The sequence below is a fragment of the Haloferax sp. KTX1 genome, assembly GCF_902410085.1.
Lineage (GTDB): Archaea > Halobacteriota > Halobacteria > Halobacteriales > Haloferacaceae > Haloferax > Haloferax massiliensis.
In genome coordinates this window covers 1-16,246 of record NZ_CABPRH010000004.1, presented here as the reverse complement: position 1 = coordinate 16,246, position 16,246 = coordinate 1, and the positions used below count along the sequence as shown (strand labels likewise).

18 protein-coding genes, 1 tRNA gene and 1 rRNA gene are annotated in these 16,246 nt (G+C 67.6%); 14 read left to right on the top strand and 6 right to left on the bottom strand.

What is annotated here, in order from left to right:
- Positions 1-16: 16 nt before the first annotated feature.
- Entirely contained in the window at positions 17-775 is a 759-nt protein-coding gene (locus FY251_RS08085; RefSeq protein WP_148414269.1) for an SDR family oxidoreductase, read from the top strand.
- A gap of 39 nt (positions 776-814) precedes the next feature.
- On the opposite strand, the gene FY251_RS08080 is transcribed toward FY251_RS08085, so the two are convergent.
- Positions 815-1,393 carry an MBL fold metallo-hydrolase gene (locus FY251_RS08080; RefSeq protein WP_148414268.1) on the bottom strand — a complete coding sequence of 193 codons (579 nt, stop codon included), beginning with the start codon at positions 1,391-1,393 and terminating at the stop codon, positions 815-817.
- A gap of 116 nt (positions 1,394-1,509) precedes the next feature.
- Here FY251_RS08080 and thyA point away from each other — a divergent pair, with 116 nt between their 5' ends.
- The 9 genes from thyA (at position 1,510) to FY251_RS08035 (ending at position 7,826) form a co-directional block, all read left to right on the top strand.
- Positions 1,510-2,508 carry a thymidylate synthase gene (gene thyA / locus FY251_RS08075; RefSeq protein ID WP_148414267.1) on the top strand — a complete coding sequence of 333 codons (999 nt, stop codon included), beginning with the start codon at positions 1,510-1,512 and terminating at the stop codon, positions 2,506-2,508.
- Positions 2,505-3,137: a dihydrofolate reductase gene (locus FY251_RS08070; protein ID WP_148414266.1), complete on the top strand. Its 633-nt coding sequence runs from the start codon at positions 2,505-2,507 to the stop codon at positions 3,135-3,137. Before thyA ends, FY251_RS08070 begins: the two co-directional genes overlap by 4 nt.
- Positions 3,130-3,345 carry a DUF4177 domain-containing protein gene (locus tag FY251_RS08065; protein WP_089777601.1) on the top strand — a complete coding sequence of 72 codons (216 nt, stop codon included), beginning with the start codon at positions 3,130-3,132 and terminating at the stop codon, positions 3,343-3,345. Before FY251_RS08070 ends, FY251_RS08065 begins: the two co-directional genes overlap by 8 nt.
- A 122-nt stretch (positions 3,346-3,467) precedes the next feature.
- A complete protein-coding gene (locus FY251_RS08060) occupies positions 3,468-4,379 on the top strand; it encodes a hypothetical protein (protein WP_148414265.1) in 912 nt (303 codons plus the stop codon).
- Between the two features lie 71 nt (positions 4,380-4,450).
- Complete coding sequence (locus FY251_RS08055; RefSeq protein ID WP_089777603.1) at positions 4,451-4,633, top strand: HVO_2922 family protein; 183 nt, start codon at positions 4,451-4,453, stop codon at positions 4,631-4,633.
- A 160-nt stretch (positions 4,634-4,793) separates the two neighbouring features.
- The gene (psmA2, locus tag FY251_RS08050; RefSeq protein WP_148414264.1) at positions 4,794-5,552 is read left to right on the top strand and encodes a proteasome subunit alpha; all 759 of its coding nucleotides are present in this window, start codon (positions 4,794-4,796) and stop codon (positions 5,550-5,552) included.
- On the top strand, positions 5,553-6,410 hold the full coding sequence (locus FY251_RS08045) for an MOSC domain-containing protein (RefSeq protein ID WP_148414263.1): 858 nt from the start codon (positions 5,553-5,555) through the stop codon (positions 6,408-6,410).
- Positions 6,411-6,509: 99 nt separating this feature from the next.
- Entirely contained in the window at positions 6,510-7,667 is a 1,158-nt protein-coding gene (locus tag FY251_RS08040) for an amidohydrolase family protein (protein ID WP_148414262.1), read from the top strand.
- Positions 7,668-7,751: 84 nt separating this feature from the next.
- Positions 7,752-7,826, top strand: a tRNA-Glu gene (locus tag FY251_RS08035).
- Between the two features lie 168 nt (positions 7,827-7,994).
- Here FY251_RS08035 and FY251_RS08030 read toward each other — a convergent pair.
- On the bottom strand, positions 7,995-8,714 hold the full coding sequence (locus FY251_RS08030; RefSeq protein ID WP_148414261.1) for a helix-turn-helix domain-containing protein: 720 nt from the start codon (positions 8,712-8,714) through the stop codon (positions 7,995-7,997).
- A gap of 365 nt (positions 8,715-9,079) precedes the next feature.
- Between FY251_RS08030 and FY251_RS08025 the strand changes: the two genes are divergently transcribed.
- Positions 9,080-10,393 carry a 5'-deoxyadenosine deaminase gene (locus FY251_RS08025; RefSeq protein WP_148414260.1) on the top strand — a complete coding sequence of 438 codons (1,314 nt, stop codon included), beginning with the start codon at positions 9,080-9,082 and terminating at the stop codon, positions 10,391-10,393.
- Positions 10,394-10,495: 102 nt separating this feature from the next.
- Positions 10,496-11,101 carry a GNAT family N-acetyltransferase gene (locus FY251_RS08020; RefSeq protein WP_148414259.1) on the top strand — a complete coding sequence of 202 codons (606 nt, stop codon included), beginning with the start codon at positions 10,496-10,498 and terminating at the stop codon, positions 11,099-11,101.
- A 52-nt stretch (positions 11,102-11,153) separates the two neighbouring features.
- On the opposite strand, the gene FY251_RS08015 is transcribed toward FY251_RS08020, so the two are convergent.
- Positions 11,154-11,564, bottom strand: a complete 411-nt coding sequence (locus FY251_RS08015; protein WP_148414258.1) for a hypothetical protein — start codon at positions 11,562-11,564, stop codon at positions 11,154-11,156.
- Positions 11,565-11,618: 54 nt separating this feature from the next.
- On the bottom strand, positions 11,619-12,809 hold the full coding sequence (locus FY251_RS08010) for a redox-regulated ATPase YchF (RefSeq protein WP_148414257.1): 1,191 nt from the start codon (positions 12,807-12,809) through the stop codon (positions 11,619-11,621).
- A 267-nt stretch (positions 12,810-13,076) separates the two neighbouring features.
- Between FY251_RS08010 and FY251_RS08005 the strand changes: the two genes are divergently transcribed.
- Together FY251_RS08005 and FY251_RS08000 are read left to right on the top strand one after the other, a co-directional pair.
- A complete protein-coding gene (locus tag FY251_RS08005; protein ID WP_148414256.1) occupies positions 13,077-13,454 on the top strand; it encodes a hypothetical protein in 378 nt (125 codons plus the stop codon).
- Positions 13,455-13,470: 16 nt separating this feature from the next.
- Positions 13,471-13,881 (top strand): hypothetical protein, encoded by a 411-nt coding sequence (locus FY251_RS08000; protein WP_004969223.1) that lies wholly within the window; start codon positions 13,471-13,473, stop codon positions 13,879-13,881.
- 139 nt (positions 13,882-14,020) lie between these two features.
- Here FY251_RS08000 and FY251_RS07995 read toward each other — a convergent pair whose 3' ends face one another.
- Both FY251_RS07995 and rrf read right to left on the bottom strand, forming a co-directional pair.
- Entirely contained in the window at positions 14,021-15,604 is a 1,584-nt protein-coding gene (locus FY251_RS07995) for a hypothetical protein (RefSeq protein WP_148414255.1), read from the bottom strand.
- Positions 15,605-15,949: 345 nt separating this feature from the next.
- A 5S ribosomal RNA gene (gene rrf, locus FY251_RS07990) occupies positions 15,950-16,071 on the bottom strand.
- Positions 16,072-16,246: the final 175 nt, after the last annotated feature.

The following is a 16,246-nucleotide window of genomic DNA, read 5'->3' as shown; positions in this document are numbered from 1 at the left end:
TTCCCTCTATCGTACTATGGCTCAGTTCGACACCGAAGTCGCGGTCGTAACAGGCGCTGGCTCTGGAATCGGTCGCGCGACGGCGGAGGCGTTCGCCGCGGAGGGCGCGCGCGTCGTCGTCTCCGACGTGAACGTCGAGGGCGGCGAGGAGACCGTCGCGCGCATCGAGGAGGCCGGCGGGACGGCGACGTTCGTCGAGACGGACGTGACGGACGGCGACGCCGTCGCCGCGATGGTCGAGACGGCGGTCTCGGAGTACGGCCGACTCGACTTCGCCTGCAACAACGCGGGCGTCGGCGGCGCGCAGAAACCGGCCGCCGACCTCTCGTCCGACGAGTGGCAACAAGTCATCGACGTGAACCTCAACGGCGTCTGGCGGTCGATGCGACACGAGATTCCCGCGATGCTCGACGACGACGGGGGCGTCGTCGTCAACATGGCGTCGATTCTCGGAAAGGTCGGCTTCGCGAACGCGAGCCACTACGTCGCCGCGAAACACGGCGTCCTCGGACTGACGAAGAGCGCGGCCATCGAGTACGCAGAACAGGGCGTCCGCGTCAACGCGGTGTGTCCGGGCTTTATCGACACGCCACTGCTCGGCGAGGGCGGCCTCGACGACCCCGAAGCCCGGAAGGGAATCGAGTCGCTCCACCCGATGAACCGCCTCGGCGACGTGGACGAAATCGCCTCCGCGGTCGTCTGGCTCTGTTCCGACGGCGCGTCGTTCACGACCGGCGAGGCGCTCACCGTCGACGGCGGCTACACGAGTCGCTAAACCGGTACCTCGGGGCGTCGGTAACGTCGATGCGGCGACTCACCTCGTCCGCGCCGCGCGCGCCGCGAGTTCGAGGTCCTCGCTCGGGCGAGTCGTGACCCTCGGGCCGTGGCCGGTGTGGAGTTCGGTCAGGTCGTCGCCGACGACCTCGCGCAGGCGGTCGATGCTCTCGACCAGCGCGCCGCGGTCGCCCTCGGGGAGGTCGGTCCGGCCGAACCCGCCGTCGGCGAAGACGAGGTCGCCCGCGAAGCAGACGCCCGACCCGCGGGAGAAAAAGCACAGGTGGTCGTCCTTGTGCCCCGGTGTGTGGACCGCCTCGAACACGTCGTCGCCGATTTGGACGCGCTCGCCGTCGTCGATACGCTTATCGACGGCGAGGTTGCCGGTGTCGTAGCCCCACGTCTGTACGTCGAACGCCTCGCGGACGGCGTCCACGTTACCGATGTGGTCGGGGTGCGTGTGGGTGAGGTACACCGCGTCGAGCGAGTCGGTGACCTCCCGGACCTTCGGCACCACGTCGAAGTTCGCGCCGGCGTCCACGAGCGCGGTGGTCTCGCCGTCGACGAGAAAGACGTTGCTCGTGAAGGCCCGGATATCCCCTGCGAGGTTGCGAATCATGGGCACAGGTACGAAAAGCGGGGTATTCGGTGTTGTGGGCGTCGCGGAAATCCGCGCTGATACGGGGAAGTTTAGTATGGTCCGACCACGACCAACAGCCAATCAGGGCACCTCTCATGCGCCAATATCTCGACCTCGTGACGGACGTTCTCGGCACCGGGCGACACAAACCCAATCGGACCGGAGTAGACACCATCTCGGGCTTCTCGAAGCACTACACCGTCGACCTACAGGAGGGCTTTCCGCTTCTCACGACCAAGGACCTCTCGGGCTTCCGCTGGAACTCGCTCATCCACGAACTGCTGTGGTACCTCTCGGGCGAAGAGCACATCCGCACCCTCCGCGAGGAGACGGGCATCTGGGACGCGTGGGCCGACGAGGAGGGCCACCTCGACACGGCCTACGGTCGGTTCTGGCGGCGCTACCCGGTCCCAGAGGAGGGGCTACCGGGCGAGGCGTGGCCCGACGACGACCACCGCTGGATGAACGACGAGGGGACGTTCGACCAGCTCGCGTACGTCCTCGACACGCTCGACGAGAACCCGAACTCCCGACGGCTTGTCATCAACGCGTGGCACCCCGCGAACGCGGCCGTCTCGACGCTTCCGCCGTGTCACTACACGTTCGTCTTCAACGTGCAGGGCGACGAACTCAACCTCCACCTGACCCAGCGCTCCGGCGACATCGCGCTCGGCGTCCCGTTCAACCTCGCGGCGTACGCCATCCTCGCGCAGGTCGTCGCCCAGCGCGCCGGCTTCGAACTCGGGTCGTTCGCCCACACCATCGTCGACGCCCACGTCTACTGCGGCACGGGCGAACGCGGCGCGTGGTACGGCGACCACCTCGACGAACTCCAGTCCCGCCTCGCCGACGTGGAGTCCCCCGAAGGGTACCTCGACGTGCGCGAGTGGCTCCTCGACGCGGCCCCCGAGGAAGCCGACGGCGAGGAGGACTACGACCACGTTCCCGGACTGCTCCTGCAGGCCTCGCGCGAACCCCGCGAGCGCCCCACGCTCGACGTGGCCGACGTGCCGCTCGAAGCACTCTCGTTCGAGGACATCGTCCTCCGCGACTACGACCCGGCCGACGGGATTCGCTTCGCGGTGGCCGAATGAGCGGCGAGGAGTCCGGCGAGTCCGAGGCCGCCGTCGACCCCGCGGCCGACGTCGCCACCGACGCCGACGCCGCGGTCCGGTTCGTCCTCGTCGCCGCCGTCGCCGACAACCGCGTCATCGGCCGCGACGGCGACATGCCGTGGCACCTCCCCGAGGACCTCAAACACTTCAAGCGGACGACGACCGGTCACCCGGTCGTGATGGGTCGCAAGACCTACGAGAGCATCGCCCGCCAGCTCGACGGCCCGCTTCCGGACCGCCACAGCGTCGTCCTGACGACCCGCGACCTCGACCTCCCCGAGGGTGCCGAAGCGGTCGATTCGGTCGGGTCCGCGGTCGCCGCCGCCGAGGACGCGGCCGCCGAGATGGGCGTCGAAACGGTGTACGTCGTCGGCGGCGCGACCGTCTACGAGCAGTTCCTCGACCGCGCGGCGGGGCTGATTCTCACCGAACTCGACGCGGCTCACGAGGGCGACACGCGGTTCCCCGAACGGGACCGCGAGGAGTGGGTCGAGACCGCCCGCGACGACCGCGACGGCTTCTCGTTCGTCACGTACGAGCGCCGGGAACGCGGGGACCCCGCCGCGGCCGGTGGAGCCGAGTGCGACCCGGAGGAGTCCGATGACTGACCCCACCGCCCCCGGCGGCGAGTGGGAGTACAAAATCGTCCGCACGGCCGACGGCGGCCTGTTCAGCGGCGATACCGCGCCGATGGAAGACGCCCTCAACTCCCTCGGCGGCGAGGGGTGGGAGCTCGTGGACACGATTTCCGACTCGCGCGGTGCCGGCGCGAACAGCGGGCAGACGGCGCTCGTGTTCAAGCGGCCGACGCGCTGAGACGCCGGGCGTCGCGTCTCGCGGCGCCACTCGTGAACGACCCGCGTTCCCCGCGACGTGTCACGAGTAGCTTTATTGACGCGAACGACCTCATAGGAGGGAACGAAGCTTTCCCGCCCGCCATGACAACCTCGACACTCGCAGACCGACTCCGCCAACCCGAGTACACCGGCGAGAACCGGTGTACCCCGTGTACCGTCGTGAACGTCGTCATCGCCGCCGCGTTGAGCCTGTTGCTCGGCGTCGCGTGGCCGCCGCTCGCGCTCGTCTCGTTCGCCCTCTTCGCGGGGGCGATTTACTTCCGCGGCTACCTGATTCCCGGCACGCCGACGCTCACGAAGACGTACTTCCCCGACCGGGTCCTCCGGTGGTTCGACAAGGAGCCGACGCCGGCCCGCGTCGGGGCCGCCGCACCCGCGCCGGCCGCCGGTGACGACGCCGCCGAACCGACGGGCGACGAGGTCGAAGCGGGGCAGTTAGACGGCGATGGCGCGTCGGCCGCGGCGTTCGACGTGGAGGCGGCCCTGATGGACGCCGGCGCGTTGGAGTTGGACGACAGCGGCGACGAACTCCGCCTCGCACCGGCGTTCGAATCGGCGTGGAACGACGAGATTTCGCGCACCGACGAGGACGTCGCGCGACGGTGGCTCGCCCGCATGACCGGCGTCGACGAGGCCGACGTCACGCTCGAATCCCGGGCTCGGAGCCGATGGGTCGTGGCGATGGCCGACGGCACAACACTCGGCACATGGGAGTCGGACGGCGCGCTCGTCGCGGACGTGGCCGCCGACGCCGCCCTCGACGGTCGCCTCGACGACTGGGACCGCCTGACGGCCGAGCAGCGGAGCGCGCTGGCGAGGGGGGTCCGCATCTACCTCGACCGATGTCCGACCTGCGGCGGCGACGTCCGGTTCGGCTCGGAGACCGCCGAGTCGTGCTGCCGGTCGTGGGAAGTGCTCGCCGTCCGCTGTGACGACTGCGAGGCGCGACTGCTGGAAGTCGACGCCGAGTCGCTCGAACCCGAAGCCGCCTGAGGCGATCGGGCCGACGCATCCGCCGCGACGCTCGCAAGTACACTTTTGTTCGTTGACAGCAATTTCACGGTATGAGCAAGGCGCACTTCGAGGTGTTCGTCGACGCGGCGGACAAGTACCGATGGCGGCTCGTCCACGACAACGGGAACATCCTCGCCGACTCGGGCGAGGGCTACGCGTCGAAGCAGAAGGCGAAACAGGGCATCGAGAGCGTCAAGCGGAACGCACCCGACGCGGCCGTGATAGAGGAGTAGCCCCGAGGAGCTACGCCTCCGAATCGCCGTGCGTTCGCGGGACGGCCGCCGATTCGAGAGTGAACCCCACACCGCTGCCGGGTGTGGAGGCTTTTTCCGCCTCCGGGACTGACCAGAGAGTAATGACGAACGCCGCCGACGCGAGCGAGGAGGTCGCACGATGAACCGAAACGACAAGCAGGCCTACGACCGCGGGACGTCGCTTTTCTCTCCCGACGGTCGCATCTATCAGGTCGAGTACGCCCGCGAAGCCGTCAAGCGCGGCGCGCCGGTGCTCGGCGTCCGCACCGCCGACGGCGTCGTGCTGGCGGCGCTCCGGTCGACCCCGTCGGACCTCATGGAAGCCGAAAGCATCGAGAAACTGCACAAGCTCGACGACGCGCTCGGCGCGGCCACGGCCGGCCACGTCGCCGACGCGCGGAAGCTCGTCGACTTCGCGCGGACGACCGCCCAGCGCGAGCACCTGCGCTACGGCGAGCCCATCGGCGTCGAGACGCTCACGAAGACTATCACCGACAACATCCAAGAGAGCACGCAGTCCGGCGGCACCCGCCCCTACGGCGCGTCGCTCCTCATCGGCGGCGTCGAGAACGGCTCGGGTCGCCTCTTTGCGACCGACCCGTCCGGGACGCCCCAGGAGTGGAAGGCGGTCGCCATCGGCGGCCACCGCGAGGACGTACAGGCCGCCCTCGAAGACGGGTACGCCGAGGACCTGTCGCTCGAAGACGGCCTCGCGCTCGCCGTCGAGGCGCTCGTCGCGGCCGACGACGAAATCGAAAGCGACGAGCTGAACCTCGTCACCGTCTCCGAGGCGGGCTACGAAATCGTCGACGAGGAGACCATCGCCGAGCTGTTCGCCGACGCGACCGCGGACGACGAGGCCGACGACGCGGACGAGACGGGCGAAAGCGAGGAGTAGATGACAGACGGGAGCCCGGTTGACGACGGCCCGTCGGCGACGGCCGAGACGGGGGCGACGACGACCGCCGGCGCGGCGGCCGTGACGCTCGACCGCATCGCGGTGTATCCGGTGAAGTCGCTCGACGCCGAGTTCGTCGACGCCGCCGACATCGTCGAGAACGGCGGGCTCCGCGGCGACCGCGAGTACGCGATGTTCGACGAGGACGGCGAGTACGTCAACGGGAAGCGCGAGCGGGCGGTCCACCGCATCCGAAGCGCCGTCTCGCTCGCCGACGGCACGGTCGAACTCTCGGCCCCCGAGATGGACGACTACGACGGCCCGATAGACGAGGCCGACGGCTGGCTCTCGGCGTACTTCGGCTACCCGGTCGAACTCCGCCGCGACCCCGCCGGGGGGTTCCCCGACGACACCGAGGCCAGCGGCCCGACGGTCATCTCGACCGGGACGCTCGACGCGGTCGCCTCGTGGTTCGACGGCGTCGACGACGGCGAGATGCGCCGTCGCCTCCGGCCGAACCTCGTCCTCGACGCGACCGAACCGTTCTGGGAGGACCACCTGTTCGACCGGCGCGGGAGGGTCGTCGAGTTCAGCGTCGGAGGGGTCGCCTTCGAGGGCGTCAACCCCTGCCAGCGCTGTGTCGTCCCGAGCCGCGACCCCGACACGGGCGAGGAGACGCCCGACTTCCGGACGACGTTCATGACGAAGCGCCGGGAGACGCTCCCCGAGTGGTCCGGCGGCGACTGGTTCGACCACGACTTCCGACTCATGGTCAACACCGCCGTCCCGGAGTCGTCGTGGGGCGAGACGCTGTCCGTCGGCGACGTCGTCACCGTCGGCGACGTCGTCCCCGAGTGAATCGGTCAGTTTTCCGTCGCGTTCGAACGCCCCGCAGTCGGGCGGTTCCACCTCGCCGACACCCGCGGCTTTACGTCGTCTGCCTCGGTTGAGAGAGGCATGTTCACGCTGACCGGCGTGCGGGTCGTCGACGCCGACGGGGCCCGCGAGGCGAACGTGGTGATAGACGAGTCGACCGGGCGCATCGCGTCCGTCGGCGACGAGACGGAAGGCGAGACGCGGGACCTCTCGGGTTCGGTCGTCGCGCCGGGGCTCGTCGACGCCCACGTTCACCTCATGATGGACGGCCGTCCCGACGTGGCCGCCTACCAGTCCGAACCGGTCGAACGCGCCTGCTATCGGGCCGCGGCCAACCTCCGGAAGACGCTGGCGGCGGGCGTCACGACCGTCCGCGACCTCGGTTCGCCCGGCGACCTCGCGACGAGCGCGAAGGCCGCCGTCGCCGACGGCGAACTCGACGGGCCGCGGGTGCTCGCCGCCGGGGAGAACGTCACCATGACCGGCGGCCACGGCCACTGGTTCGGCCGGGAGGCCGACGGCCCGAACGAGGTTCGCAAGGCCGCCAGAGAGCAGCTGAAACGCGGCGCAGACGTGGTGAAGTGCATGGCGACCGGCGGCGTCCTCACCACCGGCGCGGTCACGGGCGCGCCCGAGTTCACGGAAGCGGAGATTCGAGCCCTCGTCGACGCCGCGAGCGCGAAGGGCGTCCCGACCGCCGCCCACGCCCACGGCGAGGCGGGTATCAAGAACGCCGCCCGCGCGGGGATTTCGAGCGTCGAACACGGGATGTTCATGGACGAGGAGGCCGCGGCGCTCATGGTCGAACACGGCACGTACTGGGTGCCGACGGCCTCGGCCGTCCGCGAAATCGTCGAGGCGGGCGTCGAGGCCGGCATCCCGCCCGAGGCGGTCGCGAAGGCCGAAGACGCCGCCGAGCGCTTCGAAGGCGCGTGGGACCACGCGCTCGACGCCGGCGTCAAAATCGCCATGGGAACCGACGCGGGCACGCCGTTCAACGACCACGGCGAGAACGCGCTCCGCGAGATGGAACTGCTCGTCGAGTACGGACTGTCGCCCGCCGAGGCCCTCGAAGCCGCGACCGTCGGCGGCGCGGACCTCCTCGGACTGGACGACGTGGGGAACGTCGCCGAGGGCTACGTCGCGGACCTCGTGGTACTCGACGCCGACCCGACCGAGGACGCGGGGGCGTGGCGGACGGTCCGGCAGGTGTACCGCGAGGGCGAGCGAGTCGTCTAATCGCAACACGGCAGTCGGTATCACACCCGATTTGAAGCGACAACCTTTTACAATCACGAGCAATACGAAAGGATGTACCAACGTGCTCTGTTGGTGTAGTCCGGCCAATCATATCACCCTCTCACGGTGATGACCAGGGTTCGAATCCCTGACGGAGCACTTCTCTCAATCCCGAACTTCGAGCGACAGCGAGCGTGTTCGGTTCCGAAATGCGACGAAGGGTTCGAGCAACGAGCAACGCGGAGCGTTGCGAGTGAGTTCGAATCCCTGACGGAGCACTTCTCTCAATCCCGAACTTCGAGCGACAGCGAGCGTACTCTCCGCCGGCTACGCGTCCGGGTCGCCGAGTTGCGACATCACGAGGTCTTCGGCGGTTCGCAGTCGGTACTGAACCGTCGAGCGCGGCACGTCGAGCACGTCGCTGAGGTCTTCGACCGTCACCTTTCGCGGGCGCTCGTAGTAGCCGTGTTCGACGGCGGTTTCGAGCGCCTCCCAGTGGGCCGCCGAGAGGTCCGCCGCGATGCGCGCCTCGGCGTCCCAGTTGCCGGCGTTCGTGAGGTGTTCGACGTCCAGTTGCAGTCCCTCCCTGAGTTGCGCCTCGATGGTCTCGTACAGTTCGCCGAGCGGGTGGTCGCCGGGGTAGAGGATGCGCCAGCGGTACGCGCCCGCGCGGCGGGACGACTCGAAGATGACGCCCGGACCGACGTGTTCGAGGACGTACCGGGGAATCGAGTGGCAGTCGCTCACCTCCTCGCGGTAGGTGTAGACGGTCATCGAGTTGTCCGAGCGGTCGAGGACGTGGTAGTCGCGGTGGGTGTGACAGTCGGGGGCGTCGAGGCACTCGTTGCACCGCGTCTCGTCGGTGAACACCCCCTCGAACGCCGACAGCGCCTCCGGCGTGCCGACGACGTGGTCGACTCGCCACATCACGTCCTCGGTGGACGAACAGACCGACGACCGGGAGCGCAGACTCGGGTACTCGTAAAACAGGTCCATCAGTTCGTCGGTCCCCTCCGAAAAGCGAACGACGAATTCGAACTCGCGCATTGGGTCTTCGTTCTGTCGCGGAGTGACTTAGCATGTACTAATCCGACATCTGTCGTTTTCCAGGCTTTTTCCGGGCTATGTTCGTCTTCGTCACCACCTCCCCGACCGGAGTTAGCAGGTGCTAACGAAATCGTGAGGGGTGTTTGGCACGGACTGGAAGACGCGGCGAGCGGACGCCGGTGCGACACGGCAGACGCGGGGCCCACCCGCGATTCGAGAACGTACGGTCGCGCGGGCCGCTCGCTCGCGGGGACCGGTTCCGACCGTCCCCGCTCCACCACCGACCGCACCCGCTCACTCCAACCAACCTCGGACGGCGACCGGGTCACCACCTATTTCACGACCGGTCGTCTACCCGCACGAGGATGTTACTCGCGGGAACGGTGGTCGCCGACGCGGCCACCATCATCGAAGAGGGTGCCGTCGTCGTCGACGGCGACCGCATCGTCGCGGTCGGAGCGCACGCGGACCTCGTTGACGCGTACCCCGACCACGAGCGACGCGAGTTCGGTATCGTCGCGCCCGGACTCGTCGGCGGGCACGTTCACTCCGTGCAGTCGCTCGGCCGCGGTATCGCCGACGACACCGAACTCTTGGATTGGCTGTTCGACCACGTGCTCCCGATGGAGGCCGGCCTCGACGCCGAGGGGATGCGCGTCGCCGCCGAACTCGGCTACCTCGAATGCATCGAGTCCGGGACGACGACGGTCGTCGACCATCTCTCTGTCCGACACGCCGAAGAGGCGTTCGAAGCCGCGGGCGAGATGGGCATCCGCGGGCGCATCGGGAAGGTGCTCATGGACACGAACGCGCCCGAGGGGTTACAGGAAGACACCGACGCCGGCCTCGACGAGTCCGAGCGCCTCATCGAGCGCTATCACGACGGCTTCGACGGCCGCATCCGGTACGCCGTCACGCCGCGGTTCGCCGTCACCTGCTCCGAGGCGTGTCTGCGTGGCGTCCGCGAACTCGCTGACCGCTACGACGGCGTCCGCATCCACACCCACGCGAGCGAGAACCGCGACGAAATCGCCACCGTCGAGGCGGAGACGGGCATGCGCAACATCCACTGGCTCGACGAGGTCGGCATCACCGGCGACGACGTGGTGCTGGCCCACTGCGTCCACACCGACGAGTCCGAGCGCGAGGTGCTCGCCGAGACCGGCACGCACGTCACCTACTGCCCGTCGTCGAACATGAAGCTCGCGTCGGGTATCGCGCCGGTTCCGGACTACCTCGACCGCGGCATCAACGTCGCGCTCGGCAACGACGGCCCGCCGTGTAACAACACGCTCGACCCCTTCACCGAGATGCGGCAGGCCAGCCTCCTCCAGAAGGTCAACGCCTTGGACCCGACGAGCACGCCCGCCGCGACCGTCTTCGAGATGGCGACGCGAAACGGCGCGAAAGCCGCCGGCTTCGACCGCGTCGGCGCACTCCGCGAGGGGTGGAACGCCGATATCGTCGGCATCGATACCGACCGCACGCGAGCGACGCCGATACACGACGTGCTGTCGCATCTCGTGTTCGCCGCCCACGGCGACGACGTGGTGTTCACCATGGTCGACGGCGACGTGCTCTACGACGGGGGCGAACACGTCCGCGCGGACGCCAACGACATCCGCGAGCGGGCGCAGGCGGTCGCCGACGGCCTCGACGCGGCACCCACGAGCGACTGAGCGCCCCCCGCTCACGAGACCGCCTCGCACGCAGGACCGGCCGCACCCGCGAGGCCCGCCGCCATCGTCGCCTCTTTCTCTCCGCGCGACCCCACCTGTGTCATGACTGTCACTGTCCGTCTCCGCGCGGCGACGCCGTCCGACCTCCCCGCGATTCGGGAGATTTACGCGCCGTTCGTCCAAGACACCGCGATTTCGTTCGCATACGACCCGCCGAGCGTCGCGGACCTCGAAGCGAAACTGGAGCAGAAGACCGACTACCCGTGGCTCGTCTGCGAACTCGACGGCGAGGTTGCCGGCTACGCCTACGCCGGCGCGTTACGAGAGCGCATCGCCTACCAGTGGACCGTCGAGACATCGATTTACGTCCGCCCGGACTTCCAGCGCCGCGGCGTCGCTCGCGGTCTCTACACGGCGCTTTTGGACCTGCTCGAACGACAGGGCTACGTCTCCGCGGTCGCCGTCATCACGACGCCGAACCCCGCGAGCATCGCCTTCCACGAGTCGTTCGGGTTCGAGCGCGTCGGCAACTTCGAGCGCGTCGGCTACAAAGACGGCGCATGGCACGACGTGGAGTGGTGGAGTCTCGACCTCGGCGACCGACCCGACGACCCCGACGCGCCGCTGTCCGCCGCCGACGCTCGCGAACGTGACTGGTGGGACGATGCGCTCGCACGCGGTGCGGCGCTCGTCGAAGACAGCGCGTAGCAAGCAGTCCCTCCCGAACCGGAGCCCCCGTCTCCCGGTGCAGCCCGCGCGTTCAGACGCCGGCTTCGAGGGAGTCTTCCACCTCGGTGTCCGCCGAATCGCTTCCGTCGGTCGTATCGACTTCGTCGACCGTTTCGACCTCGTCGGCCGTATCGGCCGCCCGTCCGCCGGTCCTCGCCTGTTCGAGCACGTAGCGCTCGACGCCGGCGGAGAGCATCCCCTGCCAGTCGTCGAACTCGGTGTTCGACTCGACGTACCGGTCCCACTCGTGGGGCGGTATCGACTCGAAGGAGTCCTGATCTTCGACCGCGAACCCGCTCTCTTCGAGAAATTCACTGATCGATGCAGCCTGACAATGCGACTCGACCCACGACGACGGGAACAAGTCGGCCAGCGTCACCTCGCCGCCGAGTCCACCAATCTCGACGTCGAGTGTCGCGGCCGTCGTTTCGGCCTCACCCATACCCGGGTGCTACAGCCACGGATATAACGGTGTTGCGGTTGGCGTCCGAGAGAGTCAGTTCGTCGAGACGATTTCGACCACGTCGCGGTGTGTGAGTTCGTGGTCCGACCCGATTTGCCGCTTCGAGTGGCAGTCGATGCCGTGGAGGAGGCCGTCGCCGATGTCCGAGTGGAGGTGGTACGCGAAGTCCTCGGTCGTCGAGCCCTCGGGGAGGATAAAGCAATCCCGAAAGACGCCCTGCGAGTCGCTCTTTCCGTTCGCGCTCCCGGGGAAGATGGCGATGGCACCCATCACGTCGAACAGCGCGTTTTCGAGCGACTGCTGGACGCCCGTGCCGCCGAACTCGGTGACGAACCCGCGAATCTGTTCGAGACCCACCTCCTGCTCGTCGCTCACGTCGCCGACGATATCGAAATCGTCGTCGCCGGGGCGGTAGTCGACGACGCCGCCCTCGGCGGCCTTCTTCAGCGCCTTCTCCGCGTGCGCCGAGGTCGGAACGAACGTCAGGTGCTCGTAGTCGGGGTCCGCCGTGATTTCCTCGTAGTTCTCCTGGGAGACGGGCTTGTCCATCTTGTTCGCCGCGATGATGATGGGCTTCGTCCGCTTCCGAATCTCGCGGGCGAGCGACTCCTTGTCCGCGTCGTCCCACTCGTCGGGGTCGAGCTCTAGGCCGAGCGAGAGGATGATCTGCTTGATCTCGTCTTTGTTCGTCTTGAACGCCGACATCTGCTCCGCGAGGTCGACCTCGATGTCCTTGTCCTCGCCGTGGTAGCCCGAGCGGTAGCGGTCGATACCCTTCTCTAAGACGCCGAGGTACCACATGTCGAGTTCGTTTTCGAGGAAGTCGATGTCCTCGCGTGGGTCGTGGCCCTCCGTCGCCTCGCCCTCGATGTCCGTCTCGCCGGAGAAGTCGACGACGTGGACGAGCACGTCCGCCTCGTTGAGGTCGGTGAGGAACTGGTTTCCGAGGCCCTTCCCCTCGTGCGCGCCGGGGATGAGCCCCGCCACGTCGACGAGTTTGACCGGAACGAACCGCATCCCGTGGTCGCAGTAGCCGACCGAGGGCGTACACGACTCGTCGAACTCCGGGGCCGCACACTCGACGCGGACGTACGCCTCGCCGATTGAGGGGTCGATGGTCGTGAACGGATACGCGCCCTCGGGCACGTCGTTCATCGTCGCCGCGTTGAAGAAACTCGACTTCCCGACGGACGGTTTCCCGACGAGACCGATCTTGTAACTCATTCGTTGGTCGGACTGGTGTCTCGAACGCTAATAACCGTTCGACGTTCGTCTCGCTGTGCGTGAAATTCACACGCTAGCGGGGCCGAGCTGGGCGGTTCCCCACACTCGACTCCCGGGTTCGAGCGCCGGGGACGCGACTCCGTCGGCGAGTTCGCGGCGGGTGAGAGCAGAGTTGCACCCGCGAACCGACGGCCGTTCCGCGTCCGGGTTCGGTCCCTTCGGCTCACGTCCGGTGCATCTTTGTCTTCAGGTCCCCGACTGCCGGGCATGACCGACCCCGACGAGACGGCGAGCGAACCCGCGCCCGCGTCGAACACGGACTCCGACGCGGCGGCCACCGACCCCTCGCCGGGCGACACGACCGACGCGGACACGTTCCGCGTCGGCATCCACGTCACCGAGACCGAACTCCGATTCGTGGTCAACGTCCCGTCCGACATCGACTCCGGATGGACCGACCCCGACGCGTTCCAGCGCCTCGTCGAACGCGTCACGTGGGAACAACTCGACCAGCGGGCGACGCTCCAGACCGTCGCGACCAACGCCGACGAGGGCGAGACGGTATTCCTCGGCACGGTGACGCTCCGCCCAGACGAGACCGTCGTCGACCACTCCCTCCGCGTGCCGCCGCTCGACGGGGCGTGACCCGACTCAGCGTCAGATGACCGAACCCACGACTGAGACCGCGATTCGAGAGATTCAGGACGCCGCACTCAGCCGCGCGCTCACCGACGACGACCACGCGCGGCAGTCGCTGGCCGTCGCCGGCGCGCTCGAAACGGCCAGAACGGAAGCGACCGACGCGGCGTTCGACGACGGCGGCGTGACGCTCGCGGCGTCGCTCGCGTTCGTCTCCACGCTGTTCGCACACCGTCGCCTCCGCGAGTCGCTCCGGTCGAGCGTCCGCGCGTCCGACGATTCGGCGTGGTATCCGAGCGGCGCGCCCGCCCGCGTCGACGACGACCTCGTGGTCGCGGGCGCACGGCTCGCGGTTCGACGGTTCGACGTCGACCCGGCGCTCGTCGGCGCGCTCGGTGACGTTTCGATAGAAAAAATCGCGTCGGGCGAGTGAGTAACCCGACCGTCAGGCTCTGACAGAACGGTCGGGGGCGTAGTGGGATGGGGTGCCTCTGACCCACAGTACCCGCCCGGACGCGGACGGCTGAAACCCAAGCCCACGCTCGATGCGTGGGGAATCCGTGTCCGATTAGTTAGTTGTTGGCGTGGTCCGGCGGGCCACCGCCGTTGCCGTTGCCGTTCGATTCGTCGTCGTTCGATTCGTCGTCGTTCGATTCGTCGTCGTTCGATTCGTCGTCGTTCGATTCGTCGTCGTTCGATTCGTCGTCGTTCGATTCGTCGTCGTCCGAAGAGTCGTCCGAGGAGTCGTCCGCGGTCTCGGTCTCATCGTCGTCGCTCTCCTGGTCTTCCTCGTCGCTCACCTTGTCGTTGTTGGCGTGGTCCGGCGGGCCGCCACCGTTTCCGTTCTTGGCGTTGGCGGAGTTCCCGGGGGCGTCCTCGTCGTCGTCAGCGTCGTCGCTGTTCTTCGGACCGGCGTGATCCGGGCGCTTGTCGTCCGCGTTACCCGGGTTGTTCTCGGTCACGAAGTCAGAGACGGCCTGTCCGAGCGGACCGTCACTACCCGTGTCCTTGAGACGCTCGACGAAACTGCTGACGAGCTGTCCGAACGGGTCTTCCGCGGCGACCTCACCCTGCAGGGTGGCGGTCGTCTCGGCGGAGAGACCGTCGTACTCGGCGGTCACGTCGACCGTGACGGTCTGCAGCGGCGAGATGAGGTCGACGGTACCGTTCGCGTCCGTCTCGTACTCGCCCGCGTCCGTGTAGTTCCCGTCGACCGCGACCGACGCGTTCTCGACGGGTTCGCCGTCCTCGGTCACGGTGATGGTGACCGACTCGTTTCCGTCCTGCGAGACGGAGACGTTGAGGTCGTCAGCCTCGACGGCGACCGTCGTCTCGGCGGTGAGGCCGTCGGCGGTCGCGACGAACGTCAGGTTCGTCGTGGTCGTCGGCTCTGCGACTTCGACGGTGCCGTTCGCGTCCGTCTCGTACGTTCCGTTATCGGCGTAGTCGGTCCCGTTGACCTGAACCGACGCGTTCTCGACGGGTTCGCCGTCCTGCGTGACGGTCGCGACGACCGTGTCGTTGGCGTCGTCAACCTCGGCGGAGACCGAGAGGTCGTCGCCCTCGACTGCGACCGTCGTCTCGGCGGTGAGGTCACCCTCCATCGCGACGAACGTCAGGTTCGTCGTGGTCGTCGGCTCGGTGACCTCGACGGTGCCGTCCGCATCCGTCTCGTACGTCCCGTTGTCGGCGTAGTCGGTCCCGTTGACCATGACGGACGCACCTTCGACGGCGTCACCGTACTGGGTGACAGTTGCAGTGAGCGTGTCGTTGGCGTCGTCGGTCTCGACGGACACGTCGAGCGAGTCGTCGAGCGGGACGAGGACGACGGACGTGCTAGTCGTGTTGTTCCCCTCGGTGACGGTGAACGTCGCGTTCACGCGTTCCTGCGGGTTGGGGAGGTCGACGGTGCCGTTCGCGCCCGTCGCGTACGTTCCGTTCCCGGCGTAGTTACCGCTCGATTCGACGACGACCGTCGCGTTCTCGACGGCCGTCTCGTTCCGTGTCACGGTCACTGTCGCGTCGCCCGTGTCGGCGTCCTGCGTGACGCCGACATGGAGGGCATCGGTACTCGCTGCACCGACGGTCCCGGGGACCATCGCGACGGCGAGCATCGCAACGACCATGACTACGGTAAGGTGTTTGCTGCCGCGCATGCAAGCCTCCCTTCTGGCCCCGATACGGTAAAAGGGGACAATCGTAACCCCGGTTTTCGCTGAATTTCACCCCAATCAACGCGTTCGAAATCGGGCCTTCGTCTGTCGATTTCGCCGAGTTTCACACCGAACGACTGACCGGGCCGCATCGGAACCCCCCTCACGTCGTATTCGGGGTGCCAGCGGAGGCACCCCGCGCTGCGAGAGCGTAGAGCGTTGTCACTCTCGAACGACGAGGGAGACGCGACCGGAATGCGGTCGCTCTGAGTGTGTGCGTGCGAGCGGCGCTCCGCTCGCTATAAATGAAAAAAGCCCACTGGACCGAAGTCCAGTGGGCTCTATGAGTGGGGGCGGCGAACTGGATTTCCCAGAGGATCGCTCACTCCAGTACTGACCAGAACGCAGGTGAGCTTAACTTCCGTGTTCGGGATGGGTACGGGTGGAACCTCACCGCTCTGGCCGCCTTAATACCGATCAACGGAATCGAACCGTTGCCATACCAATATCGGTCGGGCCGTCGTACCAATGTATACGTGCAATCCAGTTTGCGCCTGGACCCGTTCTCGGGTCTCAGTGCGTATGAATGTGGCTTGGACTGTTAGTGCTCGCGGGCTTAACAACTCGTTGCCTCGTTGCGTACAC

What these genes read in the sequence shown, in the direction of transcription:
- thyA (WP_148414267.1), top strand. Translation starts at nt 1,510, where the DNA reads ATGCGCCAATATCTCGACCTCGTGACGGACGTTCTCGGCACCGGGCGA.
- FY251_RS08065 (WP_089777601.1), top strand. Translation starts at nt 3,130, where the DNA reads ATGACTGACCCCACCGCCCCCGGCGGCGAGTGGGAGTACAAAATCGTC.
- FY251_RS08020 (WP_148414259.1), top strand. Translation starts at nt 10,496, where the DNA reads ATGACTGTCACTGTCCGTCTCCGCGCGGCGACGCCGTCCGACCTCCCC.
- FY251_RS08040 (WP_148414262.1), top strand. Translation starts at nt 6,510, where the DNA reads ATGTTCACGCTGACCGGCGTGCGGGTCGTCGACGCCGACGGGGCCCGC.
- FY251_RS08000 (WP_004969223.1), top strand. Translation starts at nt 13,471, where the DNA reads ATGACCGAACCCACGACTGAGACCGCGATTCGAGAGATTCAGGACGCC.
- FY251_RS08060 (WP_148414265.1), top strand. Translation starts at nt 3,468, where the DNA reads ATGACAACCTCGACACTCGCAGACCGACTCCGCCAACCCGAGTACACC.
- FY251_RS07995 (WP_148414255.1), bottom strand. Translation starts at nt 15,604, where the DNA reads ATGCGCGGCAGCAAACACCTTACCGTAGTCATGGTCGTTGCGATGCTC.
- FY251_RS08055 (WP_089777603.1), top strand. Translation starts at nt 4,451, where the DNA reads ATGAGCAAGGCGCACTTCGAGGTGTTCGTCGACGCGGCGGACAAGTAC.
- FY251_RS08025 (WP_148414260.1), top strand. Translation starts at nt 9,080, where the DNA reads ATGTTACTCGCGGGAACGGTGGTCGCCGACGCGGCCACCATCATCGAA.
- FY251_RS08030 (WP_148414261.1), bottom strand. Translation starts at nt 8,714, where the DNA reads ATGCGCGAGTTCGAATTCGTCGTTCGCTTTTCGGAGGGGACCGACGAA.
- psmA2 (WP_148414264.1), top strand. Translation starts at nt 4,794, where the DNA reads ATGAACCGAAACGACAAGCAGGCCTACGACCGCGGGACGTCGCTTTTC.
- FY251_RS08045 (WP_148414263.1), top strand. Translation starts at nt 5,553, where the DNA reads ATGACAGACGGGAGCCCGGTTGACGACGGCCCGTCGGCGACGGCCGAG.
- FY251_RS08005 (WP_148414256.1), top strand. Translation starts at nt 13,077, where the DNA reads ATGACCGACCCCGACGAGACGGCGAGCGAACCCGCGCCCGCGTCGAAC.
- FY251_RS08015 (WP_148414258.1), bottom strand. Translation starts at nt 11,564, where the DNA reads ATGGGTGAGGCCGAAACGACGGCCGCGACACTCGACGTCGAGATTGGT.
- FY251_RS08080 (WP_148414268.1), bottom strand. Translation starts at nt 1,393, where the DNA reads ATGATTCGCAACCTCGCAGGGGATATCCGGGCCTTCACGAGCAACGTC.
- FY251_RS08010 (WP_148414257.1), bottom strand. Translation starts at nt 12,809, where the DNA reads ATGAGTTACAAGATCGGTCTCGTCGGGAAACCGTCCGTCGGGAAGTCG.
- FY251_RS08085 (WP_148414269.1), top strand. Translation starts at nt 17, where the DNA reads ATGGCTCAGTTCGACACCGAAGTCGCGGTCGTAACAGGCGCTGGCTCT.
- FY251_RS08070 (WP_148414266.1), top strand. Translation starts at nt 2,505, where the DNA reads ATGAGCGGCGAGGAGTCCGGCGAGTCCGAGGCCGCCGTCGACCCCGCG.